Genomic DNA, 24,811 nt, shown 5'->3' on the forward strand with positions numbered 1-24,811 from the left:
AGAAAAGAAAGAGGGATAGGAAAATGGCACACGTTACAATCGATTTTTATGAGTTATTAAAGAAAGGCGGCACTTTATTACAATATCGGTTAAATAACCGTATTAAGAACAGTTTAAATCAAATGTCCATTATTGATTTCACAACTTCAAAAATGAATCCATTAACAAACAAATTAGATCAAATTCAAACTTATACAGAGCAATTAAGTAATTATATGAATCTACCTACTAAAACAGACCTTGCAAACGCAACCCAGTTAATTCTTCAATCAGAAGAAAAAATCGATAATCTTGATGATCAGTTATTTGAATTAACGACAATGATGAAAGAAGTCAAACAACTAATTGAACAATTAAGCATGAATCCTTCTGATGATTACTCCAATCAATTGACAAATATCATTACTGAGCAAGAACAGCGTATTTCCACACTTCAAAATGAATTAGTGCAAGCAAAACAACAATTGGATTCACAAAAAGACGAACTCAGCTTTTCTACTATTTCCAATCAGGCGATATAATATGGCAAAAAAAAGTCTAGCTAAATTTATTCATACCTTATCGTACGATCCTGCCGTTGGACAATCAGAAAAATATGCCATTTGGAAAAAAAACAAAGCAACTTTATGGTATTACCCTTCTAAAGAAAGAAAATATAAAGAATCGATTTTTCTTGTTTATTCAATCGTGAATAAACCATATATTCTTGACTTAGGTCCCTCCATGAGTTTAATTGAGGCATTTAATAACGCAGGGTATGATACGTATTTAATTGATTTTGGGATTCCTGCATACGAGGATCGTCATTTAACCATTGATGATTATATAGCAAAGTATATTCAACCAGGTTTTAAACGAGCGATGCGACATGCTAACTCCGATTCCTTTACTGTCATTGGTTTTTGTTTAGGAGGAACACTTGCCAGCATATTTGCAGCATTAGATAATCGTTATATTAAAAATTTAATTCTTGCGGTGTCTCCAATTAACTTTTCCGATTTTCCGGACTATGATAAGTGGCTGAATGCTCTTCGCGAAAATGAACTGCACCTTGAGGAATTAATCGATAAAATGGGCATTGTACCTCCTGAATCGGTTAAATATGGAACTAGGTTACTTGTTGCTCCTCTTTCCTTCAGCCATTATTTAGCACTTTTAAATCGTTCTGGCGAAGAAACATACTCGGAAAAATGGGCACGAATGAACAAATGGACACTCGATCATATCCCTGTAGCTGGGGCAACGTTTAAACAACTTATGAATGACTTTGTCAGGGACAATAAGATGATTGAGGGTGGTTTAACAATCAATGGAGAAGAGGTTGATTTGTCTAACATTCACTCTAATTTACTTGTATTTTCCACCAAGAATGATCCTCTTGTTCCAAGTTCTCTCTGCGAACCAATTATGGATCTTGTTTCAAGTCAAGATAAATCCTTTGTTTTATTTGATGGCGGGCATGCTGGTCTCGTTGCGAGTACTCATATGCCAGAACCAATGGAAAAGTGGCTGCAAGCACATAGTACCCCCCTATAAAAAACCAGACCCCATCAATCGATAAAATGGGGTCTGGTGATTTCTTCTATAGATCTACGTATTTTCTATTTTATACTTTCAAATCTTTCTACAAACAATGCTAATGTTCTAGTCATAGCGCCTGTTCCACCTGGCTGACCTAAATCAGTAGCCTTACTTTGTGTAGATGTTCCAGCAATATCTAAATGAACCCATAGTGTTTCCTCTGCAAATTCGCCAATAAAGGCACCACCCATGATTGCATGACCAGCGGCACCTGGTGAATTATTTAAATCTGCAATCGGACTATTGCGCACTAATTTCTTATGACTCTCAAAAATAGGCAGTCTCCACATTTGTTCCCCTGCTTCATAGGAAGCTTCTAACACCTGTTCAAATAAAGATTCATTATTCGTCATTGCACCTGTCGTTTCCATTCCTAAAGCGGTAATTACTCCACCTGTAAGGGTTGCGACATCTACAAGGTAATCAGCGCCATGATGTTTTGCGTAAGTTACTGCATCTGCTAAAACTAAGCGACCTTCTGCATCTGTATTTAATACCTCAATTGTTTTTCCACTCATCGATGTGATAACATCATCTGGTTTAAACGCATTACCACTTATCATATTATCAGTAGATGGAATAACTGCAACGACATTTTGTTCTGGTCTCAATTCTCCAATAATCTCCATTGCTCCAAGAACTGCTGCTGCACCGCCCATATCCGTTTTCATACCGACAATACCAGTTTTTGTCTTAATAGAATAACCACCTGTATCAAAGGTAATCCCTTTTCCTACTAAGCCGATGACATCTTCCCAGTTATCTTTTCCCTGGTATTTCAGCACAATCATTTTAGGAGGCTCTGTCGAACCTTGGTTCACAGCAAGCAATGCACCCATACCAAGCTTTAGCATATCTTCTCTCTCTAATATTTCTGCCTCAAAGCCATATTTTCCCGCTAATTCTAGTGCATAATTAGCTAAATCTGCTGCTTTTAGCATATTCCCTGGCAGGTTAACTAGCGTACGCGCAGAGTTTGTTGCCTGACCATATACATACCCTACTTTTAGCGCTGACATAACTTCCTCTTCCTCTACATGACTATAAACAGTAATTTCTGTAATCTTTTTTTCTGGTTCATTTGATTTTTGTTTATAACCTGAAAACTCATAGGTAGCAAGACCAAACGCTTCACTGCTTGCATGAGCAACATCTTGTGCATCATTTTCCTCTGATACAAAGGAATCCAAGTATATAGCTGTTTCCACCCATTTTTCACTAGTAATGCGTTTAAAGGTTGCTCCAAAGATTGCTTTTAGCTCATCAAAGGTCAGTTCTTTCTCTTTTCCTAATCCAACAAAAATAATTCGTTTTGCTCCAATTTTTCCAAAAGTATGTATAACCGTAATGGCCTTTTTCTTTGCTGAAATATCCCCATCTTTTACTAAACTAGTTAATTCTCCTTCAAACTGTTCGTCTAGTAATTGCAGCTTACCTTCTAATTTAATAGACTTATCAAATAATCCAATAATAATATTTTCATGATTATTTTGAAAATCCCATTCTTTCTGATATGAAAACATAATCAATTCCTCCATTCTATTTCTTCTTCTATTATAACGAATTTATTTATCATTTCGTATATCTAATTAAATTTACCTCATCCATTTCTAAATGATAATGCTGCATTCCTAAAGATTAGCTGCAGCTGAATGATTTATTTTGAAAAACAACTTTCTTATAAAAGGTACCAAAATGTAAAAAGATTTTTCGAATTTAAGTAGAAAGCACAATATTTGGTTATGTTATAATAAGATAAGTGGAAAAGCAAAAAGAGCATTGAAAATTGCTCTCAATCATTTAAAAATGAATCGCATTTTTGTTTTTCCATGGCTTTGAAAGCAAATAATACAGAATGAAATTCATTTTAACCCTATATCTAGCTCCACTGTCTACCTCCTTATTTCCATTAATTCTCCTTATATGAAAGATTAATAATGAGTTAAATAAGGTATACATACTAAAAGTACATATTTTTCACAGAATGATGAGGTGTTTTTATGGAACTACTAGCTAACTTTCCTTTACTTGCGAGTTTGGCTGCAATCTTTTTTGCGCAATTTGTCAAAGTGCCAATCACTTTTTTTGTTACGAAAAAAATTGACTGGTCTTTGTTAACTAGTACAGGAGGAATGCCAAGTTCTCACTCAGCAGCTGTAACTGCTCTTTCTACTGGTGTGGCTCTGCAAACTGGCTTTGATTCACCGATCTTTGCAGTTGCTGCTATTTTTGCGATAATCACTATGTTTGATGCTACAGGCGTTAGAAGACAGGCAGGAGAACAAGCAATTGTTTTAAATCGCTTAGTAAACGATTTTAATAAGTTCTTAAATGAAGCAAAAGGATGGCAAAACAAACCGGAGCAGGAAAAAAGAAAAGAATTAAAAGAATTGTTAGGACATAAACCGATAGAAGTATTTTTTGGTGGACTAACCGGAATTGTATTGACGCTTGTTTTACATATGCTAATTTATTAACCTTGACTTTATAAATACAAATAAATACTGCTTAAGATATTATATTCTAAAGCAGTTTTCAGACTGTCGACAACATAAAACTGCTTAAGCTATTCTAAAGCAGTTTTATTTATTCTAAAAAAGAAGGATATCCTAAAAATCAACTAACATTTTTTGTTAGGACCTTGATTTTAGAATATCCTTTTTACTTGATAATTAGTATGTAATTATTTATTTTCTGCTTTTGTATACTGTTGACGGAATACTTGCATAGATTCTTCTTCATTTAACGCACTTAACGTTTCTTCTGTTAGTTTGCCTTTACCCATTTCCACTATGTATACATCTATTGTTTTCTTGCCCCATTGACTATATACATCTTGTACGGTTTCATAGTATAAATCTAATCTATTGCCATTAATTGCTGAACCAGTATCTGCCACAACCCCAAATCCATAATCAGGGATAAAAAGAATAGTTCCAATTGGAAATACACTAGTATCAGCAGCTATGGTACTATATAAATCTCTTTTTACTTTTACGCCTGAATAGGTAATACCGAATTGTGGATGCCCTGGGTTCTTGCCAGTTGACTCATATCCAGCGGTATAGCCTGTTGCTATCACCCGTTTTGTCGGATATTGTGACCAATCCTTCATATTTTCTAGCAAAGGGGGTTTACCTGCAACCTCTTTACTGGATGAAATTTGTGTTTTTTCCGCCAATGCTTTTTTAAAGCTTTTTAATGCTACACTCATTTGTTTTATTGTATGATCAATATGACCGGTATCTTTACTTACCTGAGATTGTTCGTTAGTACTAATATTTATCGAACTCGCCTTAACACCTGAAATCGATTGGAACGTGGTTAGTAGTGCTGCCATTAAAAGTAGAACCATTCCTACTCTTCTAAAAAACTTTTTATAATAATTCATATTTTTCACTCCTCTCAAAACTATTCATTTCCCATATTCAAAGAATTTATTCATAAAAAGGTTAAAAGCAGAACTTTCCCCCTAGTAAAATACCAAAAAAATACAAAAAAACATCGATTAGAAGGTTCTAATCGATAATTTCTACATTATTTTCCGAATTATACTATTACCAATAAAAGTTAAAAGTTGGAAATTCTTTATTTTATAAAATTTATGAGTAGGATGGTGGTCCTAGATAGCTTTCAAAATTGGAAGATTAAAAAAGTGAGAAATCATAATCATTATGATATGATAGCTTGTAGAACTGATCTTTATTAGGAGGGTTTAGGAAAATTGGAAGAAAATCAAACCATTTATGATATTACTGTTATCGGTGGTGGACCTGTAGGCATGTTCACTGCTTTTTATGGAGGGATGAGACAAGCAACCGTTAAAATCATCGAGAGTCTCCCTACCCTTGGCGGTCAGCTTACAGCACTTTATCCCGAAAAATATATATATGACATTGCTGGATTTCCAAAAATTCGTGCTCAAGAGTTAGTCGATAATTTAGAAGAGCAAATGAAAAAATTTGAACAGTCTATCGTACTAGAACAAGCTGTTCAAACAGTGGAGAAACAAGGTGACGGTATATTTAAAATTACTACCGATAAAGAAGTCCATTACTCCAAAACTATTATTATTACAGCTGGAAACGGAGCTTTCCAACCTCGTAAATTAGAGTTGGAACAAGCGAAAGAATATGAAGGAAAAAATCTTCATTACTTTATCAATGACTTAAATCAGTTTGCAGGGAAAAAGGTAATGGTGTTTGGTGGTGGAGATTCTGCTGTTGACTGGGCATTAATGCTAGAGCCTATTGCGGATACTGTTTATTTAGCACATAGACGTGATAAATTCCGTGCACATGAGCATAGTGTAGAAAACCTTAAAATTTCAAAAGTAAACATCAAAACTCCTTATATTCCTTCAGAGTTAGTAGGAGATGAGGAAATCAAACAAGTGATTCTTGAAAATGTAACAACACAAGAAAAAGAAATTATTGATGTAGATGCAGTTATTGTAAACTATGGATTTGTTTCTTCTTTAGGCCCAATTAAAGAATGGGGCTTTGAGATTCAAAAGAACTCTATTGTTGTTAACAGCAAAATGGAGACAAATATTCCAGGTATCTATGCAGCTGGAGACATATGCACATATGATGGAAAAGTGAAATTAATAGCTACAGGTTTTGGCGAAGCCCCTACAGCAGTCAATAATGCTAAAACATATATGGATCCAAAAGCTCGAGTACAGCCTCTTCACAGTACTTCTTTGTTTAAATAACCTTTTCTAAAGACTAATGATAATCAGTTGTTTTCTCTCAATGGTTTGGAAAACAACTGATTACATTCAGTCTTTTTTATTAAATAAAAAAACCGCTGTGTCATGAAGACCAAAAGGTGTTCATGACACAGCGGTGTTCAACTTTTAAAGCTTTGTTCTTAACACTCTTCTGGTGTTCCAGCCACTTTCGCTGTACGGAAAGAAGACCCGCAGCCACAAGATGCAATCGCATTAGGATTGTCGATGGTGAATCCGCCGCCCATTAGGGATTGCTTGTAATCAATTTTTGTTCCTTTTAAAATAGGGCCATCGTTTTGATCAACTAACACACGAATGCCATATTGCTCAAAAAGTTGGTCATTTTCTTCTTTATCCGGTGAGAAACCCATTCCATAAGATAAACCACTGCAGCCTCCACCTTTTACTGCTACTCTTAAGTAGGAACCTTCTTCATCGTTCGCCTTCATCATTTCTTTTATTTGAAGAGCAGCGGCTTCTGTTATGTGTACAATTTCTTCTGTCACTGTTCATTCTCCTTTCGTCCTGTTATTACTTCTTATTATATTATATACCGCTAATCAAAACTACTCAACTGAAGGGACCTGTGTAAAACATGGTAACAAAACAGGTCTATGTGATAATCTGCACGAACATTTTTCAAGTATTTTCGATTAAAACATTATTATCGTTTACTGTTCCCACTTTGAAGAAATCCCTTAATATAATATAGACTTTTCACCTATCTGTAAAATTTTTATAGGGAATATTACTCACGATAAGGTATAATAAAATATATAAATATCTAGCCTTTTTACCTAACAACAAAGGGAGTGAGAAATGTGAACAAAATCGAACCGTTATTTGATAAGCAATGTACCTGTTTGCTTTGTCAAACTAAATTTACAACAAAAAAATTACGTTCAAGATTTGTCAAATTGAAAAATTTAGATACAGATTTCTTTCCTGTCTATGCTGAGCATAATCCACTCCTTTATTACATAAATGTCTGTCCTGCTTGCGGGTTTTCTTTTAGTGATGATACAGTTTCTTATTTTTCTCCAGAAAGTAAAAGGATACTAATCGAAAAAGTATGTTCCCAATGGATTCCACATTCCTTTGGAAAAGAACGTAACATAGAGGATAGTATTAAAACATATAAATTAGCTGCTTATTGTGCTTCTTTACGGAAGGATAAGCATATTACCCTTGCAGGACTGCACCTGCGGATTGCATGGCATTATCGTATGTTAAATAATCATAAACAAGAGAGGCGTTTTATATCCCTTGCATTATCAGAATATGAAACTTCCTATTCTGTTGGTGACTATCAGGGAACTCCTGTTTCAGAATTAAGAACCATTTATTTAATAGCAGAACTTTCCAAGCGGACAGATAATCTAGAAAAAGCTACAAAATATTATTCGAAAGTAATTGAGCAGCAGAGTAGGACAGTGGAAACACAAATTGTCAAGCTGGCAAAAGAAAGCTGGCAGGAAATAAGAGACAGGCAAAAAACCTTCATCTAAAAACCGCTTATATCAGTGAATTAATTTTAAACACACTGATATAAGCGGTTTTATGTTGGATTTGCCTTCAAATATTGATAGATATTCTCAACAAGCTCGTTTACATCTTTCCCTTTGACTACTTCACCATCTACTAACGCAAATAACGAATCGCCACATTGCCCACAATAACTTAAACACCCATAGTCAATCACATCTAAAGAATCATCCTGTTCAAGACATTCTTTCGCTTCATATGCGCCTGATGCTAGGTTACTCGCACAAAATTCAATTAGCGGTTTAAACAAACATCTCACCTCCCTCTGAATTATACAGGTTTTTCTTAGTGTTGAACGCAAAAATTGTCTGATTTCATACTTCCTTTCTTAATCTGTAAGGGGAAAAGTCATTTTCCTTCTATAATGAAGAATAAACAGTCCTAACCTTTTAATATACTCTAAAAGGAGCAGATCTAAAATTACGAACTAATTTTTAAAGAATAGATTTTCTCATGAGCACAATAAGGGGGAAAAAATGAAAAAATTAATAATATTAGGCGGCGGTTATGGTGGTATGCGTGTTTTATCCTCTATCATACCTCATTTACCATATAATTTTATGGTCATATTAATAGATAAAGTCCCATTTCATTTTCTAAAGACAGAATATTATGCTCTTGCAGCTGGTACTGTACTGGATAAAACCCTACAAATTCCTTTTCCTAAACACCCTCAAGTAAGCATTATACAAGCAGAAGTGGAAAAAATTGATTTGGAAAACAATAAAGTTTGGTTAGCGGGAAGAAATCCGATCGATTATGATGATTTGATTATTGGACTTGGCTGTGAGGATAATTATCACCAAGTCGAGGGCGCTAAAGACAACACTCATAGTATTCAATCCATCAATAAATCCAAACGAACACATAAGCAGCTCCATAGCTTGTCTCAGGGGGCAAAGGTTGCAATTATCGGCGGCGGCTTAAGCGGCGTTGAGTTAGCAGCTGAATTAGCTGAAAGTAGCAGCCTGCAAATCACACTTTTGGATCGTGGAAATACCATATTATCTTCTTATCCTAAAAAAGTAAGAAACTATGTAGAACGATGGTTTACAGATAGAAAGGTTAATCTTATCAAAAATAGCAATATTACTTGTATAAAAAAAAATACAGTTTATAATCATGGAATCCCACAGCATTATGACTGTATTGTTTGGACAGCTGGGATTCAACCAAATAAAGTTGTACGGGAACTTGACGTGGAAAAAGATAAGAAAGGACGCATTCTCTTATCCAAGCATCACCACCTTCCTAATAATGAGCATGTTTTCGTAGTTGGTGATTGCGCAAGCCTTCCTCATCCTCCCAGTGCACAGCTTGCAGAAGGACAGGCAGAACAAATTGCTTTTGTTTTAATTTCTCGTTGGCAAGGGAAAGTACTACCTGATTATATGCCGCCAATCAAGCTAAAAGGGGTCCTTGGGTCATTAGGAAAAAAAGCCGGTTTCGGACTTATTGCCAAAACCGCTTTAACAGGAAGAATTCCACGCTTAATTAAACATGGAGTGCTATGGAAAGATAAAAATAATAAAAATAAAATTAACGACTAGTAAAAGAATGGGAGTGTGTCACACTTATTCCAGCTTAAGATAACGCTGGAACAAGAAAATACCAATAATATTCCCTATCGATTTTAATCGATAATAAGAGTTATAGTTATCCTTCTAGACTGAATATACTTCCTATTGTATCGATAGCCATGTGTATTCAGTCTACTCCATTATTTCTGAAAAAACGGATACAATTTTAACCATTAAGCACTAGTATATCCGTATTTCTCAAATTCTGCATAAATTTTCTTCAACTTCGGATTACCTTCGCCTACAATCTCTCCCTCAATTACTACTACTGGATAGAATAAATCTTCCTCTATAATTTTCTGACAGAATTTATTTTTATCTTCCGTATAATTGGCTTGAAAAATATCATAATATTTAATCTGAAAAGTTTGCTCTGGAAATTTTCTACTTAATGCAGCCTGGAGCCATTCATATGTGTCCTTAGAAGATGGCAGGTTAACACAGCTGGCACAAATTTGTTCTGCTCCATAAATACTTACTTCAATTTCCTTTTTCAAATAAACTCTCCTCCATGGGATAGACAAGCTTGCCTATCCATTATTTTTCCGGTATTATAGGGTTTTGTTATATATCCAATTTTTTGTTTATTTAATTCGTGTTTCTTGATTATAGATTTTTCATCCTAATGTGATTATAATAAATAATAGGAAAGGAGTCGATATGTATGCAAGAAGTTGAAATGAAAGAACAAGTCCAAGAAGTACTAGATAAATTACGTCCATTCCTTTTAAGAGATGGTGGAGACTGTGAATTAGTGGATGTAGAGGATGGCATTGTAAAACTACGCTTATTAGGTGCTTGCGGAAGCTGTCCAAGTTCTACTATTACTTTAAAGGCTGGTATTGAACGTGCTTTATTAGAGGAAGTACCAGGCGTTTATGAAGTAGAACAAGTATTTTAATTTTTGATGAGAAAATGCAGAAAGAGGATGCAATTGCATCCTCTTTCTTTTTTATTTAACTTCTGTTGCAAGTACTCCGGAGCAAGTACTGCCTTTCTTGTCTATTTCCAATGGGAGGAAACGCATATCAGGTAATTTCGGCACTAATCCATCTATTAACGTATTCATTTTTCCTGGTTCTACAAAACACAATACTGTCGGCCCCGCTCCACTTAAAGCCACCCCATAAGCACCTAGCTCGCAGGCATGTTCTTCCATTAGCTCTAAGTGCGGTACTAACTCTTTCCGATATGGCTGATGATACTTGTCCTTTTTCATCATTTTTCCAGCAAGTTTCCTATTACCTGTAAGCAGTGCCGCAACTAATAGATTAGATACTGCACCTGCTGAAACAGCTTCAGCAAAAGAAAGAGTGTCCGGTAAAACTCCTCGTGAAGACTTTGTTAATAGCTCTTCTGCTGGAATCACAGCTAGTACTTCCAAATCTACCGAATGAATGATTTCTGCATCTACTTCTTCTCCTAATTGACAGCCAACAACTAAGCCGCCGAAAATACTCGCTCCAACATTATCTGGATGCCCCTCCATTTTGGAGGCAATTGCAAATTTCTGTTGTTTAGTCAATTGTAAATTACCAACTTGATCTGCTAGTTCAATTCCTGCCACAATAGCGGAAGCACTAGATCCAAGTCCTCTTGCTAAAGGAATATTACTATTCACTTTTATTTGACAAGGAGGAAGAATAGTATGAAATGATTTCGCCACCTCGATCGCTGTTTTAATAATGAAATTACTTTCATCACTTGGAAATTCCTTCAATTCATCTGTTAACGGAATAACCTCCCAACAGTCACTTTGAACAACTTCCAATGTTAAATATAAGTTTAACGCTAGTCCAATACTGTCAAAGCCTGGCCCGAGATTAGCAGTACTCGCTGGGACTTTAATTAGCAGCATCTCTCCTTCGTTCATATATGAACGACTCCCTTAATGTGATTAGCTACTGCTTTTTCATCATTAGGTAATACTACTGGCTTAATTGGACTTACATCGATTGCTGTATTCGGATCTTTCAAGCCATTTCCTGTAAGGATCGCTACTATTCTACTTCCTTTAGGAATTTTCCCATTTTGAATATGCTTATAAACACCTGCAATCGATGCACAAGAACCTGGCTCAGCAAATACCCCTTCTTTTGCAGCAATCGTACGATATGCAGCAATAATCTCTTCATCTGTTACTTCATCAATAATTCCCTTGGACTCTTCTTGTGCTTGAACAGCCAGCTTCCAGCTAGCAGGGTTACCAATTCGAATGGCTGTAGCAATTGTTTCTGGATTTTCAAATACGCGATTATGAACAATCGCTGCTGCTCCAGCCGCTTCAAAGCCGTGGATTTTCGGCAGTCCTGTTTGCTTTATTTCGTGGTATTCTTTAAATCCTTTCCAATAAGCACTAATATTTCCAGCATTACCAACAGGAATTGCCAATATATCTGGCGCTCCTCCTAATTGGTCACAGACTTCAAAAGCAGCTGTTTTTTGTCCTTCTAAACGATACGGATTCACTGAATTAACAAGTGCAACTGGTTCTGTTTCACTAATTTTGCGTACCATCTGTAATGCTTGATCGAAATTCCCTTCAATCGCAATAATCTCAGCACCATACATAACAGCTTGTGCTAATTTTCCCATCGCGATTTTTCCTTCTGGTATAACGACAATACAGCGCATCCCTGCACGTGTAGCATAGGCAGCTGCTGCAGCTGACGTATTTCCCGTAGAAGCGCAGATAACGGTTGAGTTTCCTTCTTCCTTTGCTTTAGCTACAGCCATGACCATTCCTCTATCTTTAAAGGAGCCAGTTGGATTAGTTCCTTCCGTTTTGACAAATAGCTCTACGCCCCATTCCTCAGACAACTTTTCCAGCTTAATTAAAGGTGTGTTTCCTTCATTCAGTGTTAACATTGGTGTCGATTCATTTATTGGTAAATACTCTTTATATTCTTCTAAGAGACCCTTCCATCTCATTACTTTGTTCCTCCTTCAACTCGATAAGAACTTTTAACTGTTCGAACAGATGATAAGTCCCTTAATTCTAATAAAATATTCTCATAGTTTAATAAAGACGCATGGTGTGTTACTAAGACTATTTCTGCCAACCCTTTTTCCTTCACTGGTAACTGGAGGATCTTCTCAAAGCTGACTCCATGCTGGGAGAAGATAGATGTAATTTCCGCAAATACTCCAACCTCATCCACTACTTGCAGTCGTAAGAAATATTTAGAAAACATTTCGTCTGGCTCTTTTAGCTTCTTTTTAAATTGTGGAGCGATTGCACCTTTTCCATTAACGCCCAAGCGCATATTTTTCAAAACATTCACTAGATCCGATACAACGGCTGTTGCAGTTGGTAAGCTTCCGGCACCAGGTCCATAAAACATCGTTTCTCCAACCGCTTCTCCATATACATAAACAGCATTATACTCATTATTAACGGCTGCCAATGGATGGCTGTCGACAATAAAAGTAGGCTGGACACTAACTTCTACTTTTTCTTCCTGTCTTTGAGCAATACCAATGAGTTTCATTGTATATCCTAACTGCTTTCCATACTGTATATCGTCATCTGTTACATTCGTTATGCCTTGTACCTTTACATCTTCCAAGCCAATATTCATCGAAAAGCCTAAAGTTGCTAAAATAGTCATTTTTCTTGCTGCATCCAGCCCTTCGACATCAGAGGTAGGATCACTTTCCGCAAAACCTAATGCTTGCGCTTCTAAAAGAACATCCTCATACGGTCTTTGCTGTTGACTCATCTTCGTTAAAATAAAATTAGTTGTTCCGTTCACAATTCCCATTAATTTAATGATACGGTCAGAAGCTAACCCATCTACTAAACCTCTTAGAATAGGAATTCCACCAGCAACACTTGCCTCATAAAATAAATCACAATTATTTTGGGAAGCTGCTTGCAGTAGCTCTGCTCCATGTACTGCCATTAAATCCTTGTTAGCCGTTACTACTTGTTTTTTATTTTTTAAGGCTTTTAGCAGGATGTTCCTTGTCTCTTCAATCCCACCCATTACTTCTATAACCACATCTATTTCAGGATCATCTAATATATCATTAGCATCAACTGTTAAGAGAATATCATCGGTTATCTCTACTTCTCGTTCTTTCTTTACATTCTTGACGAGTATTTTTTTTACCTGCACTGGACAGCCGACTTGATGCATGATTTTATCTTGATGATTTTCAATAATTTTTACAACGCCGGATCCAACAGTTCCTAAGCCGAGTAGTCCAATTGAGATTGCCTCCATCTGTTTACCTCCCGTTGATGTTCTTTTTACGAGAACAACTGTCTTTGTATAGTAGACATTATAGTGTTTGATTCCTTTTTTTACAAGGGGTGTTTAAACATTCTTTTAAAATTTTTATTTTAAAAGAATAAGAATAGCTTTTCCCTTTTAAAAAGAATATTTGTGCTCGTTTACTTAATGAATCCATTATATAGGAAGATGCTAAAATTCCAAAAGAAAAATTATAAATTTTATGTATATTTAGATTTTTTAAGCAGTGAGTCGACGAAGCGCTCGTCGCTCACTCCATGGAAAAGAAACTGTATTCATAAAAAAAACCAGACAACATACGAAATTCCCATGAACATCTCCGTATAATTGTTAGGATTTTCCTTTGTTTTGAACACTTATATCCCTGACTATTTAAGCCCTTCGCTCCAAACCAATTATTTACAACCAGGAAACAATAGGGATTTTCAATGTTTTAACTGGCACTTCTGTGTTGTCATAAAATTCTTTCAGAAATATTTCTAAATCCCTCGACTGGCTGAGCATTTTCTTTAACCGTTCTTCTAGAAATAGACGGTCCGCCTCCTGTATAGCAGAATAATAATTTTCGATACATTCCACATAATGAATGGGGAATAACAGCCTTGCATATATTAATCTCCATGCAAAAGAACTTAGGGGCATAACACTTTGATACTCCTCATAAAACGTCTTTACTTCTCGATGATATGTTTTGATATTTCGAAAATATCGATCTCTTGTCCATTCAGCAAGATCTCTTCCACAATGATCAAACACCCAATCAAATGGATTTTTAATATAATATTCTCCTGCCCATGTGTCTTTGGTAAAACGGTTATAACAAATTGTTCCACTATCTACAGCAGTTGGATCATCATCTAGCTCTGTATCGACAAGATACTGAATGGCATTCTCAGCAATCCCCATATAATATGGAAAAGATTCTAAAAATAATTGATCGAATTCACTTTCTGGCTGTTTGTATAACATACTGTTCCAGAAACCCTCCAATTGGCCCAATCTTTGTTCCCACATACTCTTCCACTGCCCCATTCTACTTATTTTTTGGACACCAAATGGTACAGTTCTGCCTCTAAAATGAAACTTCCCCAGTTTTCGCCCTAATTTCCGAGATTGAAAGGGACGTAGTCGTTCATTCATAAGCACACAATAAAGCTGCTCATTCATTTCAGTATGTTTGCTTCCTTCTTTTGACTCTAATAACATGCTGACATGTTTATCACCAATCTGATAGATATGTGCAGCAATTTGGTCTCTTTCTGTTAGTTCTTCTTCCTCTATATTTCCTACTGGGACAATAGTATACAGTTTTCCTTTGCTTATACAAGCTTCATAATGACCGACTCTTGTTTCTTCTTCTACATCAATTCCATACTTTGTCGATAAAATTTTCTTAATCATGTCTTTTCCTCCTCCTCGTTATTCTCTCTTTTAGAAGTATATGACAAGGAATGTTAAAACTTGTTAAGAGGATACAAATCATGAATTGCCCCTATTATGGAAACAATAGCTGTAAGGAACATCTAACAGCCATCATGCATATAATAATAAACACTGTGAATACATAGTGAATAATTAAAGAAAAGGTGAAGTTCATGTCATTAAAAGACCTAACAGAAAAAACAGCCAGAAAGTGGTTACATGAACGTGGAGTCGAAATAGAAGACATAGCGAAGCTTGTTTATCTCTTACAAGAGAAATATCATAAAGATTTACAAATGGAAGACTGTATTCATAATGTCGAGCGCGTTCTTTCCAAAAGAGAGGTTCAAAATGCTGTTATCACAGGGATACAATTAGATGTACTCGCTGAAAAAAAGCTCCTGGAATCTCCCCTGCAAGAAATTGTCGAAACAGATGAAGGGCTTTACGGGGTAGATGAAGTGCTTGCTTTCTCGATTGTAAATGTATATGGTTCCATCGGATTTACTAATTATGGCTATGTAGATAAATTGAAACCAGGCATTTTACAAAAGCTAAATGATAAGAGTTCTGGTGAATGCCATACCTTTTTAGACGATATTGTCGGTGCTATTGCAGCAGCAGCTTCAAGTAGACTAGCTCACCGTGCTAATGGGGAAGAATAAGTCACCTTGTAAAAAAAAGACGTTTCATACACTGTAAACAGTAGCGAAACGTCCTCTTTATATGACCTTATTTTATTATAGCCCACTCACTTAAGCTATCAACCGTGTAGGTTGGCTTGACAGAATATCCGCTTAGTTGCTCTTTCGTTGTAACTCCTGTATACACGAGAAGTGTATCCATCTTTGCATTGATGCCTGCCATAATATCTGTTTGATAATTATCGCCAACCATCAAGACGTCTTCTTTCGGCAGATCTAATAATTTGATTGCTTGATCTACAATAATTGATTCTGGTTTGCCGACAACAACAGGCTGTTGCTGAGTACTTACCGAAATAACAGAAGTTAAGGCACCATTTCCAGGTAATAATCCTCGCTCACTTGGCAAAGCCGTATCCCCATTTGTAATGACAAATTGTGCGCCATTTCGGACTGCTAAGCATGCCACTGTAAGCTTTTCATAGGTAATCTGTTGATCAAGTCCAGCAACCACATAATCAACATTTTCTGAATCCTTCATTAACTTCAAGTCTTTTTCCTCTAAAGCGTGCTGAAGTCCTTCTTCCCCTATCATAAACACATTTGCTCCAGGGGATTTTTCGACAATATAATTAGCAGAAGCCATGGCGGAAGTAAATACCTCACTCGCTTTTGCCGGTATTTGAAACTCCTGTAGTTTTTTGGCCACTTGTTCTGGTGTTTTTGTCGAATTATTGGTGACATATAAATAGGGAATTTGCGCAGCAATCAATCGCTTAACAAATTCAGCTGCCTCTTCAATTACTTCTGTTCCCCGATACATTGTTCCATCTAAATCTATTAAATATCCTTTATACGCTTTCATTAAGAAAATCCTTTCAATTGCTATGTATTAATTCAGGAACTATTTAAAAAAGCACGTTGCTTTTTTCACAGCTTGAAAATTATTCTTTATTTGATTAAAATCATTTTCTTTAAAAATAATCTAATTTCTAAATGCAGAAACAGGTCCTAATTCATGAATTAAGTATTCTTTTACAGATGGAGCAAAGGCTTTTATGGAGAGTAGCTTCGCTTCAAATGCTGCAATCAATCCCTTATGATCAATATTAGTATACTGATGTACAAGCTGTTTGCGCCAAAGAATGAGTTCCTTAATGTCTTTTCCTATTTCCATAGTAATAACTTTTTCATCAATAAGTATATCGACAATGTCGTCATAACTGCCCGGATCCCTCATAATAAAACCATCAATCATACTATTTCCTACATCTAAGATGACTTCAATCATCATATGTGTCAATCTTTCAAGTGCCACTTTCTCAAGAAATGTATTCCACGTTTCTTGCGTTTCAAACTGACTGATGAGCTCATGGTAATAATTTAACTGTTCTTCTATTTTTTCTCGGTCCACAAAATACATATTCCCTTACTCCTTCCGCATACTATGAGATTTGTAAATGGTTACTAAGACTAGTAGGCTTGGCGTAAAAATATCCTTGAGCTAAATCCACTTTATTTTTCGATAAAACAGAGGCTTCCTCTGCATTTTCAATTCCTTCTGCTACCACAACGGAGCCCACTTCTTTTGCAATAAGAAGAAGTCCTTGGAGCATCGATTCCTTTACTGAATTTTTATCAATATTCTGGATTACAGAACGGTCAATCTTAATAATATCTGGCATGATTTCACTGATGGAATTCAGACTAGCATAACCCGCGCCAGTATCATCAACTGCGATTAAAAAACCAAGCATTCTTAAAACCTTTAGATTTTTAGCAAAATGCTCTAACCCTTCAAATGAATCTCTTTCTGTAATTTCAATTGTTATTTTTTTCGGGGAAATCCCTTTATACCTACGAATTACGCTCTTTATATCTTTAATAAATCTTTGGTTACCAATTGTGATTGGTGTAAAGTTAATAAAGATATTATGCCTCCATTTTGTTTGCTGGATTTGTTCAAAAGCTTTATCAAGAACAATCATTTCAAGATCATACAAAAACTTCGTTTGCCTTGCTAAAGAGAAAAGTTGAAGTGGATTTTCTAACGGTGTTCCTTCTGGGCCTCTTGTCAGCATTTCACAAGCGTGAATTTTATTTGTTTCTACATCCATAATTGGTTGTGCCAATAAACGGATGCTTTTTTTCGCCACAATATTACTCAAAGTATAGACTAATTTATTGAATTCCGGATCAGTTCTTTTATGTGCCATTGCAAGGGCAAATTCATAAGCCGTTTGAATAGCATCAGAAAGATAGGTATATTTATTCTCGATAAACATGTATCCTGTATGAAATTCAGGCGGAATGCTCCCAATTTCACGAAAGTCATTTTCCACATTATGTATAATATCTTTAATTAACCCATCTATTACTGGTAAACATTCGGATCCTTGTTCCCATTTCATAAACATGGTTAAGCCGTTCGGATTATAATCATGAATAGCAATGATTTCATTAGAAGCTTTTAATTGTATCGTTTTGCCAAATAATTTTTTTAGCAATCGAATATATTGTCGAAAATCTTTTGCTTCTAATTGTTGCTTTATTCTATGTAAATTCGATATATCTATTACAATAACAGCTACCTCATATCCTTTTATCATCGCTTTTTGTACTTGATGAATAATAGGGTCTCGTAATACAAATGATGGAGGAAAATACTTAATAAGTTTTGCCGGAAGAAGTAATTTTCCCCAATTAAATAATCTTGAACAGACATTCTCTTGATATTTCATAGCCCCATTCCTCTCAAAATGCCAACTTTTTCTGTCATTAAAGCAAATTAATTCTCTTTAGATGGACTTTTCCTTACTTCTATTGCTACAAGACTTACAATTAGAAGCAAAAAGTCGCATTGGGGAATTCAAATGGTAAGATAATCATTCATGGCTTTGCTTAAGAAACTGAGTTAGATGGATTTCCTTACACTTGGATAAAGATAAGTAATCATTAACAAAACAGTTTCTCCATTTGCTAAGCCAGTCCATTTCTTGTTTTCTTTCTGAATGGAAGCTCCTTCTTCAAGATCAAAATAAAGGATAACCTTTTTATTTTGTTTTTTTCACGACAAAATAGGCACAGCCAAAATTACAATACTCATATAAATATTCCGTTAACGTGCTTATTTTCGTGTCAAAACTTGATTTTTGATTATGATCATCAAAAAAGCCACGTAATCTTAATTGTCCATAACCCCAATCTCCGACAATATAATCGTATTTCGTTAATATGTCACTATATCTATTTTTAAATGCTTCTTCATTAAAACCTGATTTTCTTTCTTCAATCAGTTCATAACAATGATTATTAATACAAACCAATCGTATCACCTCAAAACCTGTATATATTTCCTAAATATAAAACTTCCAGCCATGCAGCTTTGCTTTTTAACTTTACTGATAATTAGTTGAACTATTCGTATCTTGGTATAAATAGTCCAATTATAACATTGCTCACTATCATTATAACCTTAGGATAGATATTTACATAGCACTAACAATAAAATCTTCCTATAAAAATACAGAATTTTTATTCTATACTGTTAAATACCTTTTGATTATGGGCTGATATTCTTAATTAATTCTGGTTGAATAAAAAAACCCAAACCATTATACGAAATATTTTTAGTATCTCCGTATAATGGTCTGAGCTAATGTTCAGCGGAAAATTTATCCCTTTAGTCTTATTCTTTATTTATGCTTCTTTTGCATGTTCAGCCATTTGCTGATTTTTTTTCGCTTCGTTTACTTGCTCATCTGCGTGATAAGATGAACGAACTAATGGACCTGCTTCACAATGGCTAAATCCTTTACTTAAAGCAATCTCTTTTAACTCTTTAAATTCATCTGGATGATAATATTTTTGTACTTTTAAATGTTTGACAGTTGGTTGTAAATATTGGCCAATGGTCATAATATCCACATTATTTGCTCTAAGATCATCCATTGTGGCGATAATTTCTTCTTTCGTTTCCCCTAACCCAACCATAATACTAGACTTAGTAGGAATATTAGGCTGCATCTCTTTTGCTCTTCGTAAAAACTCAAGAGAACGATGATATTTTGCTCTGGCACGTACTCTAGGGGTCAATCTTTCTACTGTTTCAATATTATGGTTCAAGATATCTGGCTTAGCATCCATTAATAATCGAAGGTTTTCTTCTACCCCTCCCATATCAGATGGTAATACCTCAATGCTGGTGAATGGATTTTTTCTGCGAATGGCACGAACAGTTTCTGCAAATACAGCTGCTCCGCCGTCTTTTAAGTCATCTCTTGCAACAGCAGTAATAACCACATGCTTTAAGTTCATTGCAAACACAGAATCAGCAACTCTTTCTGGCTCTTGCCAATCTAATTCAGTCGGTAATCCTGTTTTGACTGCACAAAAACGACAGGCTCTTGTACAAATAGCTCCTAAAATCATAAATGTTGCCGTTCTTCTAACTGCCCAGCACTCATGAATATTTGGACATTTTGCTTCCTCACAGACTGTATGTAGCTGCTTTTCCTTCATCATTTTTTTCAAACCTGTATAATTTTCATTCGTATTCAATTTAATTTTTAACCATTCAGGTTTGCGCAAATATTCTTGTTTTTTTTCTGACACCACATTCATCTCCTAGTAAAATAATTTTCATCATTTTTACTTAAAAAACAGTATTGTATAACAGCTATCCCTCAGATTTTTTTGTATGTTATACACAGTAAAAGGATTGTCTCTTCTTCATTTGTCACTTTAACATAATGGAAATGCGTCTACAAGTTATTCATTTAAAATGATTACCATTAATTGATAATTATTTTTTTTGATATAAGTCACAAAATATAACGACAGAATAAGAAGGGAGGGACTAATCTTTGCACAGGTTAATATTTATAATCATTATTCTTATGTTTTTACTACCTAACACCGTCACATATGCTAATGAAAAAATGAATGACCCTTACACAAAAAGGATGGAACTTTATAAAAAAATAGAAGCATTATATCATATTCCTTGGTATTATATAGCGGCTGTCGATCAATATGAGCGTAACATTCGCTCTTCAAGAAAAGATATCCCTAAGGCAAAGGGATACACTGGGATTTATTTTACGAAGGAAGAATGGGCTGGTATTATTAATCCCAATCCAGAGGATGATAACCCTTTAACCATTCCTTTATTTGGAGGACTTGGTGCTGACGGTGATGGAGATGGAAAAGCAGATAGATTTAATGATGAAGATATCCTTTCCGCATTCTCCAATTATATAAGTCAATATGGCATTGATGAGGATAACTTTAAAATCGGATTATGGAACTACTATAAAAGGGATAAAACTGTTAGCATCATAATGGGAAAAGCAGCCATATACAACCACTTTGGCAGATTAAATTTAGATGATCATGCCTTCCCTCTGCCATTAAGAAGTGATCATAGCTATCGCAGTACTTGGGGGGACGCCCGCGGCTGGGGAGGAAAAAGAATTCATGAAGGTACAGATATTTTTGCAGACTATGGAGTCCCTGTAAAAGCGACTTCCTATGGTATTGTAGAAATGAAAGGCTGGAATAATTATGGCGGATGGCGCATCGGAATAAGAGATATTAATAATAATTATCATTATTTTGCCCATTTAAATGGATTCTCGAAAGAGATTCAGGCTGGAATGGTCGTAGAGCCAGGGATGATTATTGGTGGAGTTGGAAGTTCAGGATACGGACCGCCAGGAACCTCAGGAAAATTCCCTCCTCATCTACATTATGGTATCTATAAAGATAATGGCTATACAGAATGGTCCTATGATCCATATGCACATTTACGATTATGGGAAAGACAAGAAAAGATAAAAACAAGAAAGAAAAAATAAATTACTTACTTGGCGATAAGGATCTACTGCTTCATTCTTATCGCCTTTATGTTCACAAGGGATTTTGGAGAGAATCACATTGCGTTATGACAATTGAAAGATTTTCCTTTAAATTCAAGTCATATGGAGGAATTTCTTTTCCCTCTCTTTCCACAATTCGTATAATTGGTCTTTCATTCATCCCCTTATTTTGTTTACATACAATCCCTTTTTCTCCATTGCTTAGCATAACACTTAACCCATTAGGATAAAGGACTATCGCTCTTCTAAATGCTTCAACAATTTTTGCATCATATAGATAACCTGATCCTGTATACAAAATCTCTAGTGCTTCATGTGGTAATAAAGCATCATGATAGACGCGATTAGATGTAATGGCATCAAAAACATCTGCTACAGCAATAATTTTTCCAAACAAATGAATATCTTCTGCTTTTATGCCTCTCGGATAGCCAGAACCATTTAATCGTTCATGGTGCTGGTAGGCACAATGACTAACGAGTAAAGGCAGTGTCTCCACTTTTCTTAGCATCTCAAAGCCTGCTTCAGCATGACTTTTTATAATATCAAATTCTTCTGCCGTCAACTTTCCTGGTTTCAGGAGAATTTCTAATGGAACTGTCATTTTACCAATATCATGTAAAATAGCCCCAAGCCCTAAGATTTCCATCTGCTTCGGCGGAAGTTTTAACTCTAAACCTAATGCCAACGAGTAAATAGTTACATTTAAGCTATGCGAAAAAATATAATTATCATATAGATAAACATCAGACATAACAGAAGAAAGATGTTCATGATTTTTTAATTCCAATAGTACTTTTTCAACCAAATTTTTAAAAACCGGTGTATTCTTCTCCATCACCATCGAAATATTATCAGCATCCGCACTTTTTATCATATCAAAACTTTTCTCAATAGTTTGCATCGCTTCCATCTTAACTTGCTCTGAGATAGCATCATTCACTTTAATATCCTTTGTATTTTTATCTTCTAAATAAACATAGCTAATACCAAAGTCAAGCAGCCTTTTAATCATCTTTTGCTCTAATCTTATCCCGCTATTTATTAACACTCTTCCGCGATCATTTAATATAGGCTTAGCTAAGATTGCACCTTCTTTTATATTCTTTGTCCCAACTAATCTCATGCTTTAATAGCTCCTAATAATTTATATAGTAACTATTATATCGTACTTTTGCTTCTGTTTCTTTATACCTATAAAAGAAAAGTAAAATTTATAAGAAATTGTCTAAATGCAGGGATATTCATTTCCTTCTCTTCCAAAAAAGAAGGTTTAACGAAAAGGGGCTCCCCTCTGATTCGTTAAACCTTCTTAACCTCTTTATCCTTTATACCATTTTCAATAATGCTTCTCTTCCAATCATCCCTTTATGAATTCCATATGCTTCTGCTTCTATTGTCACTGACTCTAAGGGTGCATTTAGCAATTGTTCAATCGTTTTCACACCAACAGCTCTACCAGCAATAATTTTCCGGTCTTTCAGCTTATCATTTAACAATGCCACATCTAAAGCACCGCACATAATGTAGCCTTTATCATTTTTTACAGCAAGCAAAGTAGTTTTAGGCAATAATACCGAGACCGCAATAAAAGTATGTCCATTGATATCAACAGGATACACATCAATCATAATACTCTGTGCTCACTCCTCTCTTTCCCTTCCTAATAAGTATATTCAAGAGAGGAGAAATCGGTGTTTTCTTCTTTATTTAAGAATGATAAAATGACCCTTTACGCTTTTATCCTATTTTGTAAAGTGTCAGCAAGAATATTACGCATAAATTCAGGAAGAAAATAGTCTTTCTTCGTTGCCCGATAAATGGCTGGAAAAAAATTACCGAATGTAAACATATCAGGTACTGTTACAACATAATTCTGATCTGCCTGTATTTCCTGTGCATGGATATAGTACTGTTCTTTTTCTCCGATTGTCTCTTGCGTAATGCCTGCTGCAATCATTTTCCCCATTAATGTTCCCCGGAACCCAAGACCCTTGACAGGCATTATCTCCCACTTATCGGATTTCATATCAAGCAGAATTTCTTTCAGTTCCGCTCCGGTTAATGTCACATTACATGGATTAATTGGATGTGGACAAATCGATAATAAATCAAAGAAAGTGATCTCCCCGGCTTGCAATCCTTCTAAAATTAAGCCCTCATTTATAATGGCACAATCCGATTGACACCACGAAATTAATTTTTTGCAAAGCATTTCTGCTAGGGCTTCTCTAGATAAATACTCATCAATCGTTGCTGCCTTTTCTGATAAAACCAATTTCCCTTGCTGGTAATAATTTTCCACAATGGCTTCTTCTTTATTTGCAATCGGCAACTTACTTGTTTCATATAATATGGCTTTTTTATCGATTACCCTTTTGGAAGCATCAACCTTTAATTCAATATGACCAAGATAATAGCCATATTTACCGGCAGCACCTTGAAGATTATTATTAATTATTTTTCCTTGATGGAAAATATGATGGGTATGTGCACCAAGAATCACATCTATTTCTGGATAATTAGCTGCAATCATCTCATCGTCATTTATCCCTAAATGGGAAAGCAATACAATAATATCAACATTTCCTCTAATTTTTTCTAATTGCTTTGATAGTTCTTCTATTGGTTCTGTCAATTTCCATCCTAAGAGCTCATATAACTTTTCGAAATAGGCTGTAATACCGATTACCCCAATTTTTGTTCCTTTAGCTGTCTTAAATATTTGATGAGGAATAGCCCAATCAGGACGTTCCCCATTACGTTTGTATAGATTTGCAACAATTACATCAAATTTGGCTTCATCATATAAATGATCTAATCCTTCATATGACAAAGTAATTCCTTCATTGTTCCCAATTGTCACTGCATCATAGTGTTCCTCATTTAACAGCTGTGTGTTAATTCTACCTTTAGTTGCTTCCGTATAAGGATGAGACAAATCTAAATGGTCACCTATATCAAATAAATAAACAGCTTCGCCAGCCTCTTTATGCCATTTTTTTCTTTCACGCAGCAATTCATAAATTCTTGGCCAATTTTCAAAATGGCTATGTAAATCATTAGTATGATATATGTGGATGACTTCCATCTTCTCGCCTTCCTTATTTGTATTTTCACTTTTTTAGGCAATTATCTATTCTATAGCAGAGAATGCTCTTCTCCA

Annotated in this window: 26 protein-coding genes; 9 read left to right on the plus strand and 17 right to left on the minus strand. The window is 35.3% G+C overall.

Going from position 1 to position 24,811, the window contains the following annotated elements; genetic code table 11:
* Positions 1–23: 23 nt before the first annotated feature.
* Positions 24–521 (plus strand): hypothetical protein, encoded by a 498-nt coding sequence (locus tag NSS71_RS13500; protein ID WP_047942228.1) that lies wholly within the window; start codon positions 24–26, stop codon positions 519–521.
* Position 522: 1 nt separating this feature from the next.
* Positions 523–1,536, plus strand: coding sequence for an alpha/beta fold hydrolase (locus tag NSS71_RS13505; RefSeq protein ID WP_053215672.1), 1,014 nt, complete (start codon positions 523–525; stop codon positions 1,534–1,536).
* A 65-nt stretch (positions 1,537–1,601) separates the two neighbouring features.
* On the opposite strand, the gene NSS71_RS13510 is transcribed toward NSS71_RS13505, so the two are convergent.
* Positions 1,602–3,104 carry a leucyl aminopeptidase gene (locus tag NSS71_RS13510; protein ID WP_341151758.1) on the minus strand — a complete coding sequence of 501 codons (1,503 nt, stop codon included), beginning with the start codon at positions 3,102–3,104 and terminating at the stop codon, positions 1,602–1,604.
* 477 nt (positions 3,105–3,581) lie between these two features.
* On the opposite strand from NSS71_RS13510, the gene NSS71_RS13515 reads away from it, so the two are divergent.
* On the plus strand, positions 3,582–4,058 hold the full coding sequence (locus NSS71_RS13515) for a divergent PAP2 family protein (protein WP_047942230.1): 477 nt from the start codon (positions 3,582–3,584) through the stop codon (positions 4,056–4,058).
* Positions 4,059–4,264: 206 nt separating this feature from the next.
* On the opposite strand, the gene NSS71_RS13520 is transcribed toward NSS71_RS13515, so the two are convergent.
* The gene (locus tag NSS71_RS13520) at positions 4,265–4,972 is read right to left on the minus strand and encodes a 3D domain-containing protein (RefSeq protein WP_047942231.1); all 708 of its coding nucleotides are present in this window, start codon (positions 4,970–4,972) and stop codon (positions 4,265–4,267) included.
* Between the two features lie 333 nt (positions 4,973–5,305).
* On the opposite strand from NSS71_RS13520, the gene NSS71_RS13525 reads away from it, so the two are divergent.
* Complete coding sequence (locus NSS71_RS13525) at positions 5,306–6,298, plus strand: NAD(P)/FAD-dependent oxidoreductase (protein ID WP_061799064.1); 993 nt, start codon at positions 5,306–5,308, stop codon at positions 6,296–6,298.
* 158 nt (positions 6,299–6,456) lie between these two features.
* Here NSS71_RS13525 and NSS71_RS13530 read toward each other — a convergent pair whose 3' ends face one another.
* Positions 6,457–6,822: a HesB/IscA family protein gene (locus NSS71_RS13530; RefSeq protein WP_082138323.1), complete on the minus strand. Its 366-nt coding sequence runs from the start codon at positions 6,820–6,822 to the stop codon at positions 6,457–6,459.
* A 315-nt stretch (positions 6,823–7,137) separates the two neighbouring features.
* Here NSS71_RS13530 and NSS71_RS13535 point away from each other — a divergent pair, with 315 nt between their 5' ends.
* A complete protein-coding gene (locus tag NSS71_RS13535; RefSeq protein WP_061799067.1) occupies positions 7,138–7,824 on the plus strand; it encodes a DUF2225 domain-containing protein in 687 nt (228 codons plus the stop codon).
* Positions 7,825–7,874: 50 nt separating this feature from the next.
* On the opposite strand, the gene NSS71_RS13540 is transcribed toward NSS71_RS13535, so the two are convergent.
* A complete protein-coding gene (locus tag NSS71_RS13540; protein ID WP_047942235.1) occupies positions 7,875–8,111 on the minus strand; it encodes a DUF1450 domain-containing protein in 237 nt (78 codons plus the stop codon).
* A 226-nt stretch (positions 8,112–8,337) separates the two neighbouring features.
* Here NSS71_RS13540 and NSS71_RS13545 point away from each other — a divergent pair, with 226 nt between their 5' ends.
* A complete protein-coding gene (locus tag NSS71_RS13545) occupies positions 8,338–9,411 on the plus strand; it encodes an NAD(P)/FAD-dependent oxidoreductase (protein WP_047942236.1) in 1,074 nt (357 codons plus the stop codon).
* A gap of 203 nt (positions 9,412–9,614) precedes the next feature.
* On the opposite strand, the gene NSS71_RS13550 is transcribed toward NSS71_RS13545, so the two are convergent.
* Complete coding sequence (locus NSS71_RS13550; protein WP_047942237.1) at positions 9,615–9,938, minus strand: YuzD family protein; 324 nt, start codon at positions 9,936–9,938, stop codon at positions 9,615–9,617.
* Positions 9,939–10,105: 167 nt separating this feature from the next.
* On the opposite strand from NSS71_RS13550, the gene NSS71_RS13555 reads away from it, so the two are divergent.
* On the plus strand, positions 10,106–10,342 hold the full coding sequence (locus NSS71_RS13555; RefSeq protein ID WP_047942238.1) for a NifU family protein: 237 nt from the start codon (positions 10,106–10,108) through the stop codon (positions 10,340–10,342).
* 51 nt (positions 10,343–10,393) lie between these two features.
* On the opposite strand, the gene thrB is transcribed toward NSS71_RS13555, so the two are convergent.
* From thrB to yutH, 4 genes are all read right to left on the minus strand, one after another.
* Positions 10,394–11,314, minus strand: coding sequence for a homoserine kinase (gene thrB / locus NSS71_RS13560; protein WP_061799069.1), 921 nt, complete (start codon positions 11,312–11,314; stop codon positions 10,394–10,396).
* Positions 11,311–12,372, minus strand: coding sequence for a threonine synthase (gene thrC, locus NSS71_RS13565; RefSeq protein ID WP_047942240.1), 1,062 nt, complete (start codon positions 12,370–12,372; stop codon positions 11,311–11,313). The genes thrB and thrC overlap by 4 nt, the downstream gene beginning before the upstream one ends.
* Positions 12,372–13,670, minus strand: a complete 1,299-nt coding sequence (locus NSS71_RS13570; protein WP_047942241.1) for a homoserine dehydrogenase — start codon at positions 13,668–13,670, stop codon at positions 12,372–12,374. Before NSS71_RS13570 ends, thrC begins: the two co-directional genes overlap by 1 nt.
* Before the next feature lie 429 nt (positions 13,671–14,099).
* Positions 14,100–15,101, minus strand: a complete 1,002-nt coding sequence (gene yutH, locus NSS71_RS13575; RefSeq protein WP_047942242.1) for a spore coat putative kinase YutH — start codon at positions 15,099–15,101, stop codon at positions 14,100–14,102.
* A gap of 194 nt (positions 15,102–15,295) precedes the next feature.
* Between yutH and NSS71_RS13580 the strand changes: the two genes are divergently transcribed.
* On the plus strand, positions 15,296–15,787 hold the full coding sequence (locus NSS71_RS13580) for a phosphatidylglycerophosphatase A family protein (RefSeq protein ID WP_095259312.1): 492 nt from the start codon (positions 15,296–15,298) through the stop codon (positions 15,785–15,787).
* A gap of 67 nt (positions 15,788–15,854) precedes the next feature.
* Here NSS71_RS13580 and NSS71_RS13585 read toward each other — a convergent pair whose 3' ends face one another.
* From NSS71_RS13585 to lipA, 5 genes are all read right to left on the minus strand, one after another.
* Positions 15,855–16,631, minus strand: a complete 777-nt coding sequence (locus tag NSS71_RS13585) for a TIGR01457 family HAD-type hydrolase (RefSeq protein ID WP_061799072.1) — start codon at positions 16,629–16,631, stop codon at positions 15,855–15,857.
* A gap of 120 nt (positions 16,632–16,751) precedes the next feature.
* Entirely contained in the window at positions 16,752–17,189 is a 438-nt protein-coding gene (locus NSS71_RS13590) for a DUF86 domain-containing protein (RefSeq protein ID WP_061799075.1), read from the minus strand.
* Between the two features lie 22 nt (positions 17,190–17,211).
* Complete coding sequence (locus NSS71_RS13595) at positions 17,212–18,507, minus strand: EAL domain-containing protein (RefSeq protein WP_047942247.1); 1,296 nt, start codon at positions 18,505–18,507, stop codon at positions 17,212–17,214.
* 312 nt (positions 18,508–18,819) lie between these two features.
* A complete protein-coding gene (locus tag NSS71_RS13600; protein WP_047942248.1) occupies positions 18,820–19,092 on the minus strand; it encodes a YutD family protein in 273 nt (90 codons plus the stop codon).
* 373 nt (positions 19,093–19,465) lie between these two features.
* Positions 19,466–20,380 (minus strand): lipoyl synthase, encoded by a 915-nt coding sequence (gene lipA, locus NSS71_RS13605; RefSeq protein ID WP_235844501.1) that lies wholly within the window; start codon positions 20,378–20,380, stop codon positions 19,466–19,468.
* A 284-nt stretch (positions 20,381–20,664) separates the two neighbouring features.
* On the opposite strand from lipA, the gene NSS71_RS13610 reads away from it, so the two are divergent.
* On the plus strand, positions 20,665–21,624 hold the full coding sequence (locus NSS71_RS13610) for a M23 family metallopeptidase (RefSeq protein WP_047942353.1): 960 nt from the start codon (positions 20,665–20,667) through the stop codon (positions 21,622–21,624).
* 52 nt (positions 21,625–21,676) lie between these two features.
* Here the strand turns inward: NSS71_RS13610 and NSS71_RS13615 are convergent, their stop codons facing one another.
* The 3 genes from NSS71_RS13615 to NSS71_RS13625 form a co-directional block, all read right to left on the minus strand.
* The gene (locus NSS71_RS13615) at positions 21,677–22,771 is read right to left on the minus strand and encodes an HD-GYP domain-containing protein (RefSeq protein WP_061799077.1); all 1,095 of its coding nucleotides are present in this window, start codon (positions 22,769–22,771) and stop codon (positions 21,677–21,679) included.
* 202 nt (positions 22,772–22,973) lie between these two features.
* Entirely contained in the window at positions 22,974–23,276 is a 303-nt protein-coding gene (locus NSS71_RS13620; protein WP_095320549.1) for a YunC family protein, read from the minus strand.
* A gap of 101 nt (positions 23,277–23,377) precedes the next feature.
* Complete coding sequence (locus tag NSS71_RS13625; RefSeq protein ID WP_047942253.1) at positions 23,378–24,736, minus strand: bifunctional metallophosphatase/5'-nucleotidase; 1,359 nt, start codon at positions 24,734–24,736, stop codon at positions 23,378–23,380.
* Positions 24,737–24,811 lie beyond the last annotated feature (75 nt).

The organism is Niallia sp. FSL W8-0951 (assembly GCF_038006525.1).
GTDB classification, from domain to species: Bacteria; Bacillota; Bacilli; order Bacillales; family Cytobacillaceae; genus Niallia; species Niallia circulans.

Coding starts and splice junctions, on each gene's coding strand:
- NSS71_RS13515 (WP_047942230.1), top strand. CDS start 3,582: ATGGAACTACTAGCTAACTTTCCTTTACTTGCGAGTTTGGCTGCAATC.
- NSS71_RS13580 (WP_095259312.1), top strand. CDS start 15,296: ATGTCATTAAAAGACCTAACAGAAAAAACAGCCAGAAAGTGGTTACAT.
- NSS71_RS13505 (WP_053215672.1), top strand. CDS start 523: ATGGCAAAAAAAAGTCTAGCTAAATTTATTCATACCTTATCGTACGAT.
- NSS71_RS13510 (WP_341151758.1), bottom strand. CDS start 3,104: ATGTTTTCATATCAGAAAGAATGGGATTTTCAAAATAATCATGAAAAT.
- thrB (WP_061799069.1), bottom strand. CDS start 11,314: ATGAACGAAGGAGAGATGCTGCTAATTAAAGTCCCAGCGAGTACTGCT.
- NSS71_RS13590 (WP_061799075.1), bottom strand. CDS start 17,189: ATGTATTTTGTGGACCGAGAAAAAATAGAAGAACAGTTAAATTATTAC.
- thrC (WP_047942240.1), bottom strand. CDS start 12,372: ATGAGATGGAAGGGTCTCTTAGAAGAATATAAAGAGTATTTACCAATA.
- NSS71_RS13585 (WP_061799072.1), bottom strand. CDS start 16,631: ATGAAAGCGTATAAAGGATATTTAATAGATTTAGATGGAACAATGTAT.
- NSS71_RS13555 (WP_047942238.1), top strand. CDS start 10,106: ATGCAAGAAGTTGAAATGAAAGAACAAGTCCAAGAAGTACTAGATAAA.
- NSS71_RS13500 (WP_047942228.1), top strand. CDS start 24: ATGGCACACGTTACAATCGATTTTTATGAGTTATTAAAGAAAGGCGGC.
- NSS71_RS13610 (WP_047942353.1), top strand. CDS start 20,665: ATGTTTTTACTACCTAACACCGTCACATATGCTAATGAAAAAATGAAT.
- NSS71_RS13570 (WP_047942241.1), bottom strand. CDS start 13,670: ATGGAGGCAATCTCAATTGGACTACTCGGCTTAGGAACTGTTGGATCC.
- yutH (WP_047942242.1), bottom strand. CDS start 15,101: ATGATTAAGAAAATTTTATCGACAAAGTATGGAATTGATGTAGAAGAA.
- NSS71_RS13620 (WP_095320549.1), bottom strand. CDS start 23,276: ATGATTGATGTGTATCCTGTTGATATCAATGGACATACTTTTATTGCG.
- NSS71_RS13595 (WP_047942247.1), bottom strand. CDS start 18,507: ATGAAATATCAAGAGAATGTCTGTTCAAGATTATTTAATTGGGGAAAA.
- NSS71_RS13545 (WP_047942236.1), top strand. CDS start 8,338: ATGAAAAAATTAATAATATTAGGCGGCGGTTATGGTGGTATGCGTGTT.
- NSS71_RS13625 (WP_047942253.1), bottom strand. CDS start 24,736: ATGGAAGTCATCCACATATATCATACTAATGATTTACATAGCCATTTT.
- NSS71_RS13520 (WP_047942231.1), bottom strand. CDS start 4,972: ATGAATTATTATAAAAAGTTTTTTAGAAGAGTAGGAATGGTTCTACTT.
- NSS71_RS13615 (WP_061799077.1), bottom strand. CDS start 22,771: ATGAGATTAGTTGGGACAAAGAATATAAAAGAAGGTGCAATCTTAGCT.